This is a genomic window from Achromobacter pulmonis (genome assembly GCF_002885955.2).
Lineage (GTDB): Bacteria > Pseudomonadota > Gammaproteobacteria > Burkholderiales > Burkholderiaceae_B > Achromobacter > Achromobacter pulmonis_A.
Window position 1 is genome coordinate 353,377 of record NZ_POQS01000002.1, and the last position, 15,459, is coordinate 368,835.

General features: G+C 68.9%; 15 protein-coding genes. 5 read left to right on the forward strand and 10 right to left on the reverse strand.

Annotated elements, in window-relative coordinates; genetic code table 11:
* Positions 1-98 precede the first annotated feature (98 nt).
* Positions 99-362 (forward strand): 30S ribosomal protein S20, encoded by a 264-nt coding sequence (gene rpsT / locus C1I89_RS07655; protein WP_102772827.1) that lies wholly within the window; start codon positions 99-101, stop codon positions 360-362.
* 93 nt (positions 363-455) lie between these two features.
* Here rpsT and C1I89_RS07660 read toward each other — a convergent pair whose 3' ends face one another.
* Positions 456-1,382, reverse strand: coding sequence for a LysR family transcriptional regulator (locus C1I89_RS07660; protein ID WP_102772185.1), 927 nt, complete (start codon positions 1,380-1,382; stop codon positions 456-458).
* 114 nt (positions 1,383-1,496) lie between these two features.
* On the opposite strand from C1I89_RS07660, the gene lysA reads away from it, so the two are divergent.
* The gene (lysA, locus tag C1I89_RS07665; protein WP_102772186.1) at positions 1,497-2,735 is read left to right on the forward strand and encodes a diaminopimelate decarboxylase; all 1,239 of its coding nucleotides are present in this window, start codon (positions 1,497-1,499) and stop codon (positions 2,733-2,735) included.
* On the opposite strand, the gene garL is transcribed toward lysA, so the two are convergent.
* From garL to C1I89_RS07695, 6 genes are all read right to left on the reverse strand, one after another.
* Positions 2,728-3,495 carry a 2-dehydro-3-deoxyglucarate aldolase gene (garL, locus tag C1I89_RS07670; RefSeq protein ID WP_102772187.1) on the reverse strand — a complete coding sequence of 256 codons (768 nt, stop codon included), beginning with the start codon at positions 3,493-3,495 and terminating at the stop codon, positions 2,728-2,730. The genes lysA and garL overlap by 8 nt on opposite strands.
* Before the next feature lie 34 nt (positions 3,496-3,529).
* Positions 3,530-4,531, reverse strand: a complete 1,002-nt coding sequence (locus tag C1I89_RS07675; RefSeq protein WP_102772188.1) for a Bug family tripartite tricarboxylate transporter substrate binding protein — start codon at positions 4,529-4,531, stop codon at positions 3,530-3,532.
* 29 nt (positions 4,532-4,560) lie between these two features.
* Positions 4,561-6,306 carry an L-arabinonate dehydratase gene (gene araD, locus C1I89_RS07680; protein WP_102772189.1) on the reverse strand — a complete coding sequence of 582 codons (1,746 nt, stop codon included), beginning with the start codon at positions 6,304-6,306 and terminating at the stop codon, positions 4,561-4,563.
* A gap of 47 nt (positions 6,307-6,353) precedes the next feature.
* Positions 6,354-7,466 (reverse strand): Ldh family oxidoreductase, encoded by a 1,113-nt coding sequence (locus tag C1I89_RS07685; protein ID WP_102772190.1) that lies wholly within the window; start codon positions 7,464-7,466, stop codon positions 6,354-6,356.
* A gap of 50 nt (positions 7,467-7,516) precedes the next feature.
* A complete protein-coding gene (locus C1I89_RS07690; protein WP_168202142.1) occupies positions 7,517-8,221 on the reverse strand; it encodes a FadR/GntR family transcriptional regulator in 705 nt (234 codons plus the stop codon).
* Positions 8,222-8,371: 150 nt separating this feature from the next.
* Positions 8,372-9,301 (reverse strand): dihydrodipicolinate synthase family protein, encoded by a 930-nt coding sequence (locus tag C1I89_RS07695; protein WP_102772192.1) that lies wholly within the window; start codon positions 9,299-9,301, stop codon positions 8,372-8,374.
* Positions 9,302-9,502: 201 nt separating this feature from the next.
* Here C1I89_RS07695 and C1I89_RS07700 point away from each other — a divergent pair, with 201 nt between their 5' ends.
* The 3 genes from C1I89_RS07700 to C1I89_RS07710 all read left to right on the forward strand — a co-directional run bounded on the left by C1I89_RS07700 (position 9,503) and on the right by C1I89_RS07710 (position 12,618).
* Positions 9,503-10,507, forward strand: a complete 1,005-nt coding sequence (locus tag C1I89_RS07700; RefSeq protein ID WP_102772828.1) for a tripartite tricarboxylate transporter substrate binding protein — start codon at positions 9,503-9,505, stop codon at positions 10,505-10,507.
* Positions 10,508-10,583: 76 nt separating this feature from the next.
* Positions 10,584-11,564 (forward strand): Bug family tripartite tricarboxylate transporter substrate binding protein, encoded by a 981-nt coding sequence (locus C1I89_RS07705; protein ID WP_102772193.1) that lies wholly within the window; start codon positions 10,584-10,586, stop codon positions 11,562-11,564.
* Between the two features lie 91 nt (positions 11,565-11,655).
* Positions 11,656-12,618 carry a 2-hydroxyacid dehydrogenase gene (locus C1I89_RS07710; protein WP_102772194.1) on the forward strand — a complete coding sequence of 321 codons (963 nt, stop codon included), beginning with the start codon at positions 11,656-11,658 and terminating at the stop codon, positions 12,616-12,618.
* A 120-nt stretch (positions 12,619-12,738) separates the two neighbouring features.
* Here the strand turns inward: C1I89_RS07710 and C1I89_RS07715 are convergent, their stop codons facing one another.
* The 3 genes from C1I89_RS07715 to radA all read right to left on the reverse strand — a co-directional run bounded on the left by C1I89_RS07715 (position 12,739) and on the right by radA (position 15,368).
* A complete protein-coding gene (locus C1I89_RS07715) occupies positions 12,739-12,975 on the reverse strand; it encodes a hypothetical protein (protein WP_102772195.1) in 237 nt (78 codons plus the stop codon).
* Positions 12,976-13,156: 181 nt separating this feature from the next.
* Positions 13,157-13,936, reverse strand: coding sequence for a sulfite exporter TauE/SafE family protein (locus tag C1I89_RS07720; protein ID WP_102772196.1), 780 nt, complete (start codon positions 13,934-13,936; stop codon positions 13,157-13,159).
* A gap of 70 nt (positions 13,937-14,006) precedes the next feature.
* The gene (gene radA / locus C1I89_RS07725; RefSeq protein ID WP_102772197.1) at positions 14,007-15,368 is read right to left on the reverse strand and encodes a DNA repair protein RadA; all 1,362 of its coding nucleotides are present in this window, start codon (positions 15,366-15,368) and stop codon (positions 14,007-14,009) included.
* Between the last annotated feature and the right edge of the window lie 91 nt (positions 15,369-15,459).

The window sequence follows — 15,459 nt, forward strand, 5'->3', positions numbered from 1 at the left end:
GACGGGCGCTCCATCGGCAGACTTGACATTAAAAGCTTGCATTCCCTCCGGGACTTGCTACAATGTTCGACTTTGCCGAATTCAACTTATATAGCAACATGGCCAATACCGCCCAAGCCCGCAAGCGCGCTCGCCAATCCGTTGAGCGCAACAAGCACAACTCCAGCCTGCGCTCGATGCTGCGCACCGCGATTAAGCGCGTTCGCCAATCCATTGCCGCTGGCGACAAGGCTGCGGCAGGCGAAGTGTTCCGTAAGGCCTCGAGCGTGATCGATCGCGTGGCCGACAAGAACATCATCCACAAGAACAAGGCCGCTCGCCACAAGAGCCGCCTGGCTGCCGCCATCAAGGCGCTGGCCTAAGCCATTCTGCCGCCCCGGCCTACGGGGCGTCACGAATACGGCAAATGAAAAAGGATGCCCGCGGGCATCCTTTTTTGCATCCGGCGCCCGCCCCTATCGCAGGCTGGCCTCCAGGCTGAACCCCAGGCGCGCCTCGATCGCCGCGGCCGCCTCGCGCAGCGAGGCCATGAACGCGCCGACCAGCGGATTGCCCGGCCGGTGCTCCGGGAACACCACGTTGACCCGGAACGGAAACGAATGCGCCAGCGGCCGGATGTGCAGGCCGCGCCCCGCGAAATCCAGCGCGGTCAGCGGATTGACGATGGCCGCGCCCAGCCCCTGGCGCACGAAGGTGCAGACCGAGACCGCCGTGGGCGTCTCCACGATGGAGCGGCGCAGCACGCCGGCCGCGGCGAAGGCCTCGTCGATCTGGATGCGGTAGGGATCGGTCGAGGACAGGCTGACGAAGGCCTGGCCCTCGAAGTCGGCCAGCGCGATGCGCGGCCGCGCCAGCAGCGGATGCCCATCGGGCAGCGCGCAGACCTCGTCGACCTGCAGCAGCAGTTCCATCCGCGTGCCGGCCGGCGCCGCGTCGTGCTCGGTCAGGCCCAGGTCGTAGCGCTGGGCGCTCAGCCATTCCTCCAGCAGCGGCGACTCCTGCGTCTCCACCGTCAGGCTCACGCCGTCGTGGCGCTCGTGAAAGCGCCGGAACGCATCGGGCAGGATGGAATGCGAGAACGCCGGCAAGGCGATGAGCGACAGCTGCCCGCCCTTGAACGCGCGCAGGCGCGCCGCGGCCGAGGCCACCCGCTCCAGGCCGGCATAGGACTGGCGCACCTCGTCATACAGCGCCAGGCCCGGCATGGTGGGCCGCAGGCGCCCCGCCACCCGCTGGAACAGCGCAAAGCCTACGGCGCGCTCCAGGCGCGCCAGTTCGCGGCTCACGGTGGGCTGGGACGAACCCAGCAGCTCGGCCGCCTTGGTCACGCCGCCGGCGATCATCACCGCGCGGAAGACTTCGATATGCCGATGCGTCAGCATGCCTTGCTCATATCCAGAATGAATCGATCCACGAAATCAAAGCATTTTACTGGATGACCGAAGACGGGCATCATGCCGCCTGGTTTCACATTCCGCTTGAGGTTTACGCCCGCCATGGCTTTCGATCCGCGCCAACTCACCCGACTCGCCGCCGAACACGGCACGCCGCTATGGGTCTACGACGCCGCCGTCATCCGCGAACGCATCGCGCAGCTGCGCCGCTTCGACACCATCCGCTATGCGCAGAAAGCCTGCTCGAACCTGCACATCCTGCGCCTGATGCGGGCCGAAGGCGCGGTGGTGGACGCGGTCTCGCTGGGCGAGATCGAACGCAGCCTGGCGGCCGGCTTCCAGCCCCGTGGCGAGCCCGAAGGCATCGTCTTCACCGCCGACCTGATCGACCACGCCACGCTGGCCGCCGTGCTCAAGCACGGCATCACGGTCAACGCCGGTTCGCTGGACATGCTGGACCGCGTCGGCCAGGCCGCGCCGGGCCATCGCGTGTGGCTGCGCATCAACCCCGGCTTCGGCCACGGCCACAGCAACAAGACCAACACCGGCGGCCCGCAAAGCAAGCACGGCATCTGGATCGGCGACCTGGCGCAGGCCATGGCCATCGTGCGCCGCCACGGCCTGAAGCTGGTCGGCATCCACATGCACATCGGCTCGGGCGTGGACTACGCCCACCTGTCCAGCGTGTGCAACGCCATGGTCGACGTGGTGGCCTCGCTGGACCATGACATCGAAGCCATTTCCGCCGGCGGCGGCCTGTCGATTCCGTACCGCGACGGCGAGCCGCGCATCGACTGCGACCATTATTTCCAGCAATGGGACGCGGCGCGCCGGCGCATCGCCGAACGCCTGGGCCATCCGGTGCGCCTGGAGATCGAACCCGGCCGCTTCCTGGTGGCCGAGGCCGGCGCGCTGGTGGCCGAGGTGCATTCGATCAACCGCCGCCCCGAGCGCGATTTCGCGCTGGTGGACGCGGGCTTCAACGACTTGATGCGCCCGGCCATGTACGGCAGCTATCACCGCATTTCGGTGCACGCGCCGGACGGCCAGACCCCGGAGTCGCCGGCCGTCCGCATCGCGGTGGCCGGCCCGCTGTGCGAATCGGGCGACGTGTTCACGCAGGACGCCGGCGGCGTGGTCTCCGACCAGCTGCTGCCGCGCCCGCGCATCGGCGATTTCCTGGTGTTCCACAGCGCCGGCGCCTACGGTTCGTCGATGTCGTCGAACTACAACAGCCGGCCGCTGGCGCCCGAGGTGCTGCTCGACGGCGGCCAGGCGCGGCTCATCCGCCGCCGCCAGACCGTCGCCGAGCTGCTGGCGCTGGAAGAAACACCTACTTGAGAAAGGCCTCGCGCAGGGCGAAGGTGGCCTGCTTGAACACGCCCAGGTCGGTGCCCACGGCCACGAAGTGCATGCCCATGTCCAGGTAGCGCCTGGCGTCGGCCTGGACCGGCGCCAGAATGCCCACCGCCTTGCCCCGGGCGCTGACGCGCTGGTACAGGTGGCGGATGACTTCCTGGACCTCCGGATGGCCGGGATTGCCCAGGTGGCCCAGCGCGGCGGCCAGGTCGGACGGGCCGATGAACACGCCGTCCACGCCCTCGACCGCCGCGATCTCGTCGACCGCCTCGATGCCGGGGCGGCTTTCGATCTGCAGCAGCACGCAGATGTTGTCGTTGACCGTTTGCAGGTAGTCCGGCACCGTGCCATACCGGTTGCTGCGCTGCATGCCCGCCACGCCGCGCATGCCCTGCGGCGGATAGCGCGTGGCGGCCACCGCCCGGCGCGCGTCCTCGGCGGACTCGATGAACGGAATCAGCAGGTTGTAGAAGCCGATGTCGAGCAGCCGCTTGATCTCGACCGGATCGTTCCAGGACGGCCGGCCCACCGCGGCGCTGGCGCTGCCCTGCAGGGCCTGCAGCTGCTGCAGGAACATCGGCACCTCGTTGGGGGAGTGCTCGCCGTCCAGCAGCAGCCAGTCGAAGTCCGCCAGCCCCGCGAGTTCCGCGGTGATGTGGCTGGACATGCTCATCCAGAAGCCGATGAGCCGCTCGCGGGCCAGGATGCGCTGGCGGAAGCGGTTGGGTAAGGGTGAATTCATTGCTGCCTTTTCGTCAGAAAAAATGAATGTCCGCTCAATCGAGCTTGGCGCCGGAGGCCTTGGCCGCCTTGCCCCATTTGGCGATCTCGGCCTCGACGAAGGCCGAGAACGACTTGGGATCGTCGGCCACCACCACAAAGCCCACGCTCTCCAGCTTCTGCCGGATCTCGGCCGAGGACAAGGCCTTGACGGTCGCCTGGTTCAGCTTCTGGATCACGGCCGGCGGCGTGTTGGCCGGCGCGGACAGGCCGAACCAGGACTCGGCCGAAAAGCCCGGATAGCCCGATTCGGCCACCGTGGGCGTGTCGGGATAGGCGGGATTGCGCTTGGCGCTGGCCACGGCCAGCGCGCGCAGCTTGCCCGACCGGACCTGCGGCAGCAGCGTGTCCTGGTTGAGGAACATTACCGACACGCGCCCGCCGATCATGTCGGTGATGGCCGCCGCGCCGCCCTTGTAGGGCACGTGCACCAGGTCGATCTTGGCGGCCTGCTCCAGCATTTCCATCGCCAGGTGGCCGGACGAGCCGCTGCCGGAACTGGCGTGCGTGTACTTGCCGGGATTCTCGCGCGTGAGCTTGATGAATTCGGCGAAGGTCTTGCCCGGGAACTCGTTGTTGGCCACCAGCACATTGGGGCCGGTGGCCAGCAGCGAAATATGCGCGAAGTCGCTGTTGCGGTACGGCATGTTCTTGTAGACCGAATAGCTGATGGCGTTGGAGCCCACGCCGGACAGGAGCAGCGTGTAGCCGTCGGCCGGCGCCTTGGCCACCATGTCGGAGCCGATGTTGCCGTTGGCCCCGCCCTTGTTCTCGACCACCACGGTCTGCCCCAGCTCCTTGGACAGCTCCGCGGCCAGCAGCCGGCCCACCGAATCGGTGCTGCCGCCAGCCGGGAAAGGCACCACCAGCTTCAATTGCCTGGCGGGCCAGGCCTCGCCCTGCGCGGTCGCCGCCACCGGCAGCAAAGCCAGCGCGCCGGCCGCCGCCGCGGCCAGGGTGATCAGGCGTCTGCGCGCCCGGTGATTGTTATGTCCCATGCTTGTCTCCTCGGTGCCCGGTGTCCGGGTCAGTGAATTTCAGGCTCGCCCGCGGCCGCAGCGCGCGTTTCGGTCTGAAGAAAATCGAAATCGCAGCCGGTGTCGGCCTGGCCGATGTGCTTCAGGTAGAGCACGCCATAGCCGCGCTCGAAGCGCGGCGGCGGCGCCTGCCAGGCGGCGCGGCGCGCGGCCAGCTCGGCCTCGGGCACCAGCAGTTCCAGGCGCCGCGCGGGCACGTCCAGCGAAATTCGGTCGCCGTCGCGCACCAGCGCCAGCGGGCCGCCGACATAGGCCTCGGGCGCCACGTGCAGCACGCAGGCGCCGTAGCTGGTGCCGCTCATGCGCGCGTCGGAAATCCGCACCATGTCGCGCACGCCCTGCTTCAACAGCTTTTGCGGGATCGGCAGCTGGCCCCATTCCGGCATGCCGGGCGCGCCCTGCGGGCCGGCGTTCTGCAGCACGATCACGCTGTCGGCGTCCACGTCCAGTTCGGGATCGTCGATGCGCGCGGCCATGTCGTTGTAATCCTTGAACACCACCGCGCGGCCGGTGTGCACCTGCAGCCGCTCCTCCATGGCCGGCGGCTTGATCACCGCGCCGTCCGGCGCCAGGTTGCCGCGCAGCACCGCCAGCCCGTCGCGCTCGATCAGCGCCTGCTCGCGCGTGCGGATCACGTCCTCGTTGAAGATGCGCGCGCCGGCGATGTTCTCGCCCAGCGTGCGGCCGTCGACCGTGCGCTGGGCGGTGTCGAGCAGGTCGCCCAGCTGCACCAGCATCGCGCGCAGGCCGCCCGCGTAGTAGAAATCTTCCATCAGGTACTTGCCGGCAGGACGCAGATTGGCCAGCACCGGCGTGGTGCGGGCCAGGTGGTCGAAGCGGTCCAGGTCGAGGTCGAAGCCGCTGCGCCGCGCCATCGCGATCAGGTGCACCACGGAGTTGGTCGAGCCGGACAGGGCCAGCACCGTGCGCACCGCGTTGTCGTAGGACGCGGCGGTCAGCAGGTCGGAAGGCTTCAGGTCCTCCCACACCATTTCCACGATGCGCTTGCCGGTCAGGCTGGCCATCTGCGCGTGGCGCGAATCCGGCGCCGGGATCGAGGACGCGCCCGACAGGCACAGGCCCAGCGCCTCGACCGCGCCCGTCATGGTGGAAGCGGTGCCCATGGTCATGCAATGGCCCGGCGAACGCGCGATGCCGTCCTCCACACCCTGCCAGTCTTCCTCGGTGATGTTGCCGGCGCGCAGCTCGGCCCAGTATTTCCAGGTGTCGGAGCCCGAGCCCAGGGTGTTGCCGTTCCAGTTGCCGCGCAGCATGGGGCCGGCCGGCATGAAGATGGTGGGCAGGTTCATGGAGATCGCGCCCATGATGAGCGCGGGCGTGGTCTTGTCGCAGCCGCCCATCAGCACACAGCCGTCGGCCGGATAGGAGCGCAGCAGCTCTTCCGTTTCCATCGCCAGCAGGTTGCGGTAGAGCATCGTGGTGGGCTTCTGGAACGGCTCGGACAGGCTCATGGCCGGCATTTCCACCGGGAAGCCGCCGGCCTGCCAGATGCCGCGCTTGACCTCTTCCACACGTTGCTTGAAGTGGCTGTGGCAGGGGTTGATGTCGCTCCAGGTATTGATGATGGCGATGACCGGCTTGCCCGCATAGTCGGAGCGGTGGTAGCCCATCTGCGCGGTGCGCGAACGGTGGCCGAAGGACCGCAGGTCCCGCACGCCATACCAGCGGTGGCTGCGCAGCTCCTCGGGCTTCTTGCGCTTGTCTGAATTGCTCATGTCTCGGTTCCTCTGCGCTTTGGCTAGGGTTATAGGAATGAAAGAAGTCAGGCGCCGTCCAGCAGATAGGGCACGCCCGCGCGTACGCATATGCCGCGTAGGCGTTCGGCCAGCGCGGCGGGAATCGGAATGCCCTGGCGCAGCCGGCGCGCGCGCTCGGCGGCCTCGGGCTCGCCGGCGACCAGCACGGGCTCGTCGGGCCGGGCAGCTGGCGTATCGTGCATGGTATCGATCAGTTCGTCCATGTCGGACTCGAACGAACCGGCCGCGCGGAACGCGTCCGGATTCAGCGCCAGGAAGAAATGCCCCACGTCGTCCGGCTCGCCGGGACGGCGCGTGGGCGCGCGGCGCACCGCCAGCGCGCTGCCGCTGAGCGTGCCGCCCAGGATCTGCGCCATCATCGCCAGGCCGTAGCCCTTGTGGCTGCTCATGGCGGCCGTGCCGCCCAGGGGCGTCAGCCCGCCGTCGGGGCGGTCGAAGATGAACTGCATGGCGGCGCCGGCGTCGGTCACGGGCTCGCCCTGGCCGTCTACGGCCCAGCCCGGCGGCAACGGCTTGTCCAGGAAGTCGTAGACCTTGACCTTGTTGGCCGCGACCGTGGTGGTGGCCATGTCCAGCACGAAGGGCTCGTGATAGGCGGCCGGCGCGCCGAAGGCGATGGGATTGGTGCCCAGCATGGGCATGGCCCCGCGCGTGGGCACCATGATGATGCCGTTGGCGCTGCTGGCCACCAGCCCGACCGCGCCGCGCTCGACCGCGATGCGCGCATAGATGCCGGCGGCGCCGAAGTGATGCGAGTTGCAGACCGACACCGCGCCCACGCCGTGTTCCAGGGCCTTGTCCACCGCCAGGTTCATGGCCAGCGCGGCGGCCGGATAGCCCAGCCCGCCCATGCCGTCGATCAGCGCGCTGGCCCCGCCGTCGCGCACGATGCGCGCCCGCGCATCCAGGCGCAGCGTGCCGGCGCGCCATTTGTCTTCATACGCGGGCAGCATCGAAATGCCGTGCGAATCGACCCCGAGCAGGTCGGTGCCGGCCATCAGCTCGGCGGTGGTGGCCGCCAGGTCCGGCGCCATGCCCCATGCCTGCAGCACCTGCAGGATCTGCGCCCGGACCTGCTCCACCGGCACGTCCGTCACTGTCGCTTCCTTGCCTCGCACTCTCTTGGTCTCCTGTCGTCGTTATGGTCAGGGCGGGCCGGACGGCGGGTTCAGTCCCGGTCCCGGTCCACCAGCCGGTGGCGCGCCTGGCCCAGGTGGAACTGCATCGCGACGCGGGCGCGCTCGCTGTCCTGTTCGCGCACGGCGTCGAGGATGGCGGCGTGCTCGTCCACCACGCGCTGCGCGCGCTGGCGCGAGCCGGTGCGGGTCAGGTTCAGGGTCAGGCGCATGAAGCCGCTGATGGATTCGTGGATGCTCTCCAGCACGCCCAGGTAGAAATCGTTGCCGCTGGCCTCGGCGATGCTGGCATGGAACGCCAGGTCGGCCTCGGCCGAAACCTGCCCGCGCGACAGCGCGTCGGCGAAGGCCGCGTGCGCGTCCTCGATCTTCTTGAGCTGTTCGTCCGTGCGGCGCAGCGCGGCCAGGCGCGCGGCGTCGCCTTCCAGCGCGACCCGCACCTCCTGGGCGCGCAGATAGGCGCTGACGTTCTGCACGTCGTTGAAGGTCTTCAGGCGCGGCGCGGGCTGATGGCTGACGAAGGTGCCCAGCCCCTGGTGCGCGGTGATCAGGCCGTCGGCGCGCAGGCGCAGCAGCGCCTCGCGCACCACCGGGCGCGACACCCCGAAGCGTTCGGATATCTCGTTTTCCGACGGCAGCTTGTCGCCGACGTTCAGCCCGCCGGACACGATCTGTTCGAAGATCTGCCCGTACAGCTGGTCGGCCAGCCGCACCCGGTGGCCGCGCTCCAGCACCAGCGCGCCGTGCGCGTCCGGCTCGGCGGGCGCCTGCGGCGCGGGCTGGGATGATGCTTTGGGTCGGGCCACGGATTTACCTCGATGCTGGGGGCGAAACAGCGCACATCGTACCGCCTGTGCGCGCAGCCGCGTCCGGCCGCGCGCACAGGGTCAGGCCGCGGCGGCCTGCCGGTCCCAGGCGGCCAGCTCGCGCGCCGCCGGGGCCACGCGCTCGCGCTCGGCTTCGGACAGGCCGGTCAGCAGCGGCAGCATCGGCCCCATGTCGGCCACGCCGGACAGCGTCACCGCATCGTGCAGCACCCGGATCGGGCTGATGCCGTCGCGGCAGTCTTCCAGCGGCAGGTACTTCGCGCGCACCGCCTCGGCCTCGTCGTAGCGGCCGTCGCGCAGCAGGTGCAGCAGGCGCATCGAGCCGCGCGGCGCCACGCAGACCGACCCCGAGGTGAAGCTCTTCAGGCCGAAGTCGCGGTAATGCACGATGGCCGGACGTTCGCCGATGCCGCTGACGACCCAGCGCGTGTCCACGGCCTGCAGCAGCGCAGACAGATAGGCGTCGCGCGACGGGTCTTCGCGCACCACGGCGTACTTGAACGCCACGATGCGGCCTTCTTCGATCAGGCGCGCGGCGGTGGCCGGCGCCAGGTAGTCGGCCGACTTGAGATAGATGACCGCGGGCTTGCCCAGCGCGTCGGTGAAGCGGCGCACGCCGTCGGCCAGCCCCGCGTCGGTGTAGGGAAAGGCCATGGGCAGCAGCATGGCGGTGGGAAACGCGCGCGAGCGCAGGATCGCCGCCTGGTCCATCATCTTGCCGTAGTCGGGGCCGACCGAAGGCAGTATCCAGGTGTCGGGGCCGGCCATGCCGGCCAGCATGTCGACGATGCGCGCGTACTCGCCCACGCCCACGTTGTAGAAATTGGCGTTGCCGCCGTACATCACGTTGCGCACCCCGCCGGCTTCCAGGTGGCCGAGCAGGGCCTGGTTGGCCTCCACGTTCAGGGACAGGTCGTCGTGGCGCGCCAGCGGCGGCACGGCGATGACCGAACGCTGCAAGTCCTGCGCGGTGACCGGGGAAGTTTTCATGGACGGGCTCCTGGCTGGGTCGGATTAAGGTGAAAAAAGTATACTTGGTTGACAAGCATAAGCTCAATACATATATTTGTTTTACAAGTAGACCGGCAGCATCAACGCGGGCGTCCCGCGGCTTGTAGCCTCGGGCCATGCCAGGGGCGGAATACCCCATCAACGATGCGCGGCCACGCGCACACCGAGGAGATGAATTCCATGCATGCAGCCCTTGCGCGAGGCCGGTCCGTCACGGCCGCCCTGTTTGCCGCGGTCCTGGCCGCCGCCGTGCCGGCAGCGCCTGCCCTGGCCGACTACCCCGAACGCGAAGTCAGGATCGTGGTGCCCTTCCCCGCGGGCGGCACCACCGACATCGCCGCGCGCGTGGTCGCCGCCGAACTCGGCAAGACCTGGAACAAGCCCGTGGTGGTGGACAACAAGGCCGGCGCCGGCGGCAACGTGGGCACGGCCGAGGCCGCGCGCGCCGCGCCCGACGGCTACACGCTGCTGATGGGCACGGTCAGCACGCACGCGATCAACCAGTCCGTCTACGCCAAGCTGCCCTACGATCCGGTCAAGGACTTCGTGCCGGTGACGCTGGTCATCCCGGTGCCCAACATTCTCGAACTGAATCCCGCCTTCGCCGACCGCCACGGCATCCGCAACGTCGCCGACCTCATCAAGTACCTCAAGGCCAATCCCGGCAGCGTCAACATGGCCTCCACCGGCAACGGCACCTCCACCCACCTGTCGGGCGAACTGTTCCAGAGCATGACCGGCACGCGCATGACGCACGTGCCCTACAAGGGCAGCAGCCCCGCGCTGACCGACGTGATGGCCGGCTCGGCCGACCTGATCTTCGACAACCTGCCTTCGTCCATGGGCTTTCTGAAGAGCGGCAAGCTGCGCCCGCTGGCCGTGACCAGCGCCCAGCGCTCGCCCGCCCTGCCCGACGTGCCCACCATGGCCGAAGCCGGCGTGGCCGGCTACGACGCCTCCAGCTGGTTCGGCCTGCTGGCGCCGGCCGGCACGCCGGCCGCGGTGGTCGACAAGATCCAGCGCGACGTGGCCGCCGCGCTGCAGCAGCCGAACGTGCGCGCCCAGCTGCAGGCGCAGGGCGCCACGCCGTCGGGCAACACCCCCGCCCAGTTCAAGCAGTTCATGGCGCAGGAGACCGCCAAATGGGCTGAAGTCGTGAAGAAATCCGGCGCCAAGGTCGATTGACCCGGCGCCGATCCGGGCCCGCATGCAACGCGCGGGCGGCGGGCCCATCACATCATCGCGCGAACCTGGAGACACCATGAACAGACGACTGAGCGCCCTTGCAGTGGCGGCCGCGGCGGGCGCCGCCCTGCTTGGCGCGCCGGCCGCGCAGGCGGCCGGCTATCCCGACAAGCCCGTCACGATGATCGTACCCTTCGTGCCCGGCGGTTCATCCGACATCACCGCCCGGTCGGTCACGCCCGGCCTGACCAAGCTGCTCGGCCAGACCTTCGTGGTCGAGAACAAGCCCGGCGCCAACAGCGCCATCGGCGCCCAGGCGCTGGCCCGTTCCACGCCCGACGGCTACACCATGATGGTGGGCTCCATCGGCACCTTCGCCATCAACGAAGCCCTGTACAAGAACCTGTCGTACAACCCCAGCAAGGACTTCGAATACCTGACGCAGGCCGTGCGCAATCCCAACGTGCTGGTGGCCGCGCCCAACTTCCCCGCCGCCACCGTGGCCGAACTGGTGGACTACGCCAAGAAGAACCCGGGCAAGGTGTCGTACGCCTCGTCCGGCACGGGCTCGTCCGACCACCTGTCGGCGGTGCTGTTTCGCCAGCGCACGCAGAGCACCGGCGTGGACGTGCCGTACCGCGGCGGCGGCGCGGCGATCGCCGACCTGATCGGCGGCCAGGTCAACGTGTCATTCCAGAACCTGGGCGCGGTCCAGACCCACATCAAGGCGGGCAAGCTCAAGGCGCTGGCCATCACCGGCGACGCGCGCGCCGCCGACCTGCCCGACGTCCCCACGCTGGCCGAAGCCGGCATCAAGGACATGGTGGTGTATTCGTGGCAGGGCTTCGCCGTGCCCAAGGGCACGCCGGCGCCCATCGTGCAGCAACTGTCCAAGGCCCTGCAGACCGCGCTGCGCGATCCCAAGACCGAGCAGACGCTGCAAGGCCTGGGCTTCGAGGTCGTGGCCAACACGCCGCAGCAGTTCACCGCGTTCCAGCAGGCCGAGGTCAAGCGCTGGAAGGACGTCATCAAGAAAGCCAACATCCAGCTGGAGTGATCGCGCCATGCGGGCCGGGGCGCGGCCCCGGCCCGTTCCCCCGCCGGATCAAGTAGCATCGAGATTTAGCCACCCACACCTGTACGACAACATGACCACCAAGCATCGCATCATCCAGGTCGGCTCGCTGGCCGGTTCCCCCACCGCCAACCAGAACCTCGCCGAACGCTACGACGTCGTCGAACTGTGGAAGTACCCGGACCGCAAGGCCGCGCTGGCCGAGCACGGCAAGGGCATCACCGCGGTCGTCACCTCCGCCAACCACGGCGCCGACGCCGAACTCATCAACGCCCTGCCCGACCTGAAAGCCATCTGCAGCTGGGGGGTAGGCTATGAAACCATCGACATCCAGGCCGCCAAGCAGCGCGGCGTGCAGGTCAGCAACACCCCCGACGTGCTGACCGACTGCGTGGCCGACCTGGCCTGGGGTCTGCTGATCGCCGGCGCCCGCCGCATGGGCCAGGGCGAACGCTTCGTGCGCGCCGGGCTGTGGGGGTCGGGCCAGGTGCACGGCAGCATCCCGCTGGGCCTGCGCGTCAGCGGCAAGAAGCTGGGCATCGTCGGCCTGGGCCGCATCGGCGAAGCCATCGCGCGCCGAGGCGCCGGCTTCGACATGGACATCCGCTACCACAACCGCCGCAAGCGCGACGACGTGCCGTACGGCTACGAGGCCTCGCTGACCGGCCTGGCCGAATGGGCCGACTTCCTGGTCGTGGCCACCGTGGGCGGCGCGGGCACGCGCCATCTGGTGAACCGCGAAGTGCTGGAAGCGCTGGGTCCCGACGGCATCGTCGTCAACATCGCGCGCGGCCCCGTCATCGACGAAACCGCCCTGGTCGCCGCGCTGCAGGCCGGCAAGCTGGGCTGCGCCGCGCTGGACGTGTTCGAGCATGAACCCAAGGTGCCCGAAGCCCTGATGACCAGCGACAAGGCCGTGGTGCTGCCGCACATCGGCAGCGCCACGCTGGAGACGCGTTTGAGCATGGAAAACCTGGTGCTGGAGAACCTGCAGGCGTTCTTCGAGACGGGCAAAGTCGTTACTCCTGCCGAGTAAGCGGACTCTCCCCAAAAAAAAGCCTCTCGGCGCCCATACCGAGAGGCTTTCGACTTTCCGGCCCTGACGGGCGGCTAAAGCCGGTTACGCAAAGGAACCGGGCCTTGCGGCCCGTCGCGGTCACTTGGCCGGCGTGGCGCCGGACTTGTCCATCTTGGCGGCCCCGCCCGCCTTCCCCGCCTGGTGCTTGGCGGACGTCTTGTCGGACTTGTGATGCTTTTGCTGCGCGTGGGTCTTGCTTTCGCCCGTCTTGGCCGAGGCGTCGGCGCCGGCCGCGAACGCGCTGGGCGCGGCGGCAAGACCGAGGCACAAGGCCGAGGTGGACAGGAACGCAGCGATACGGGAGTGAGTCGTCATGTGGTGACCTCCTGAATGATTGGGACCGGGCCGGGGCCCGGTCCCTACTCCGACACGGGGCGGCGACATCGCCGCTGGACCCGTGTCGGTTGGAGGCTGCGCCCTGCCGAAGGTTCAACGCCGAACCACAAATTTTCGGCCGCTAACGCTTCGAAAAGGATTCGTAATCCGTTTGCAAGCTTCAGCTTTCGAAAGCCAGCAGCGCGACGGTGGCGAACAGCATGAGCGCGAAGCAGGCTCTCAGTTTGCGTTCAGGCAATCTGTACGCAAGCTTCACGCCCACCGGCACGAACAGCAGGCTGCCGATGGCCAGCGGCGCGCCCACCAGCCAGTCGGCCTGGCCGGCCCAGGTGTAGGTGATGAGCGCGATGGTGGAGCCGGGAATCACCATGCTCAGGGCCAGCGCCTGCGCGGTGGTCTGGGGCAGGCGGAAGACGGTGGTGATGATGGGCACGGCCAGCACCGCGCCGCCCACGCCGAAGAAACCGCCCAGCGTGCCGCAAAGCATGCCCAGCACGCTGGCGCGGCGCGGCGTGAACACGGGAACCGGGCCGCGCGCCGCCGGCGCGGGTTTGGCGGCCGGGCGCGAGGCGCGCCAGGTCTGCCATACGTAGAACAGCGCGATGAAGAACAGGAACACCGCGAAACTGCGCCGCAGCAGGCTGGAGTCTATGCCCAGCGCCAGCCGCGCGCCGACCCAGGTGAACACCACCGCGCCCGCCGCCCCCGCCAGCGCCACGCGCTTGTCGATGCGCACCTGCTGGTTGTACTTGCGCACCGCCATCATGATGGTGGGCAGGACCATGATGAGCGCCGTGCCCTGCGCCAGCTGCTGCGACATGCCCATGAGCAGCACCAGCGCGGGAATCGCGATCAGGCCGCCGCCTATGCCCAGCACGCCTCCCAGGAAACCGATCATGCCGCCGGCTGCCAGGCAGGCGGCAATAATTAACAGACTCAAGTCTTGCTCCAGCAGGCCCGGCCGAGCGCGGGCGGGCCGTCAGTATACGGATGTGGCGCGGCCGGCGGCCTCAGCGCAGTTTGTCCAGCGCGGCGTCCAGGCGGTCCACCGCCCAGATTTCCAGGCCTTCTATCGGCTGGCGCGGCGCGTTGGCCTTGGGGATCAGGGCGATCGAAAAGCCCAGCTTGGCCGCTTCGCGCAGGCGCTCCTGGCCGCGCGGCGCGGGCCGGATCTCGCCGGCCAGGCCGACTTCGCCGAACGCGATCAGGCCGCGCGGCAGCGGCTTGTCGCGCAGCGAAGACATGATGGCCAGCAGCACCGGCAGGTCGGCCGCCGGCTCGGTGATGCGCACCCCGCCCACCGCGTTGACGAACACGTCCTGGTCGAAGGTGGACACGCCCGCGTGCCGGTGCAGCACGGCCAGCAGCATCGCCAGGCGGTTGCCTTCCAGCCCGACCGTCAGCCGGCGCGGATTGGGCGCGTGCGAGGAATCCACCAGCGCCTGGATCTCCACCAGCAGCGGACGGGTGCCCTCTTGCGTGGCCATCACGCAGGAGCCGGCCACCTGCTGCTCGTGCTGCGACAGGAACAGCGCCGACGGATTGGCCACGCCGCGCAGCCCGCGGTCGGTCATGGCGAAGACGCCGAGTTCGTTGACCGCGCCGAAGCGGTTCTTGAACGCGCGCACCAGCCGGAACGACGAATGCGTGTCGCCCTCGAAGTACAGCACGGTGTCGACGATGTGCTCGAGCACGCGCGGCCCGGCCAGCGCGCCGTCCTTGGTGACGTGGCCGATCATGACGATGGCGATGCCGGTCTGCTTGGCCAGCCGCGTGAGCTGCGCCGCGCATTCGCGCACCTGCGACACGGACCCCGGCGCCGCGCTCAGTTCGCCGCTGTAGAGCGTCTGGATCGAATCGATGACCGCCACCGTGGGCTTCTGCTCGGACACCGCGGCCTGGATCGCTTCCAGGCGGATTTCGGCCAGCAGGTTGACGTTGCCGGTCTGCAGGCCCAGGCGCCGCGCGCGCAGCGCCACCTGCTCCGCCGATTCCTCGCCGGTGACGTACAGCACGCTGGTGGTGGCCGACAGCGAGGCCAGCGCCTGCAGCAGCAGCGTGGACTTGCCGATGCCCGGGTCGCCGCCGATCAGCACGACCGCGCCGGCCACCAGGCCGCCGCCCAGCACGCGGTCGAATTCGTCCAGCCCGGTGGGCTGGCGCGGGGTTTCGCGGGCTTCGATTTCGGACAGGCTGCGCACCGGACTGCTGGAGGCCAGGGGCGCGTAGCGGTGGGCGGAAGCCGCCGGGGTCGAAGACTCGACCGTCTCTTCCAGCGTGTTCCAGGCATTGCAGTGCGGGCATTTGCCCTGCCACTTCGGGGTGGTGCCGCCGCAGTCGGCGCAGACGTATACGGTTCGGGATTTGGCCATGCGCGGAAGTTTACCGGCATCGCCGCGGCCCCGAGGGCCGGCGCCGTTACATGATGCAAATTTACGAAATTTCCTGCCGGATTCCTTCAAA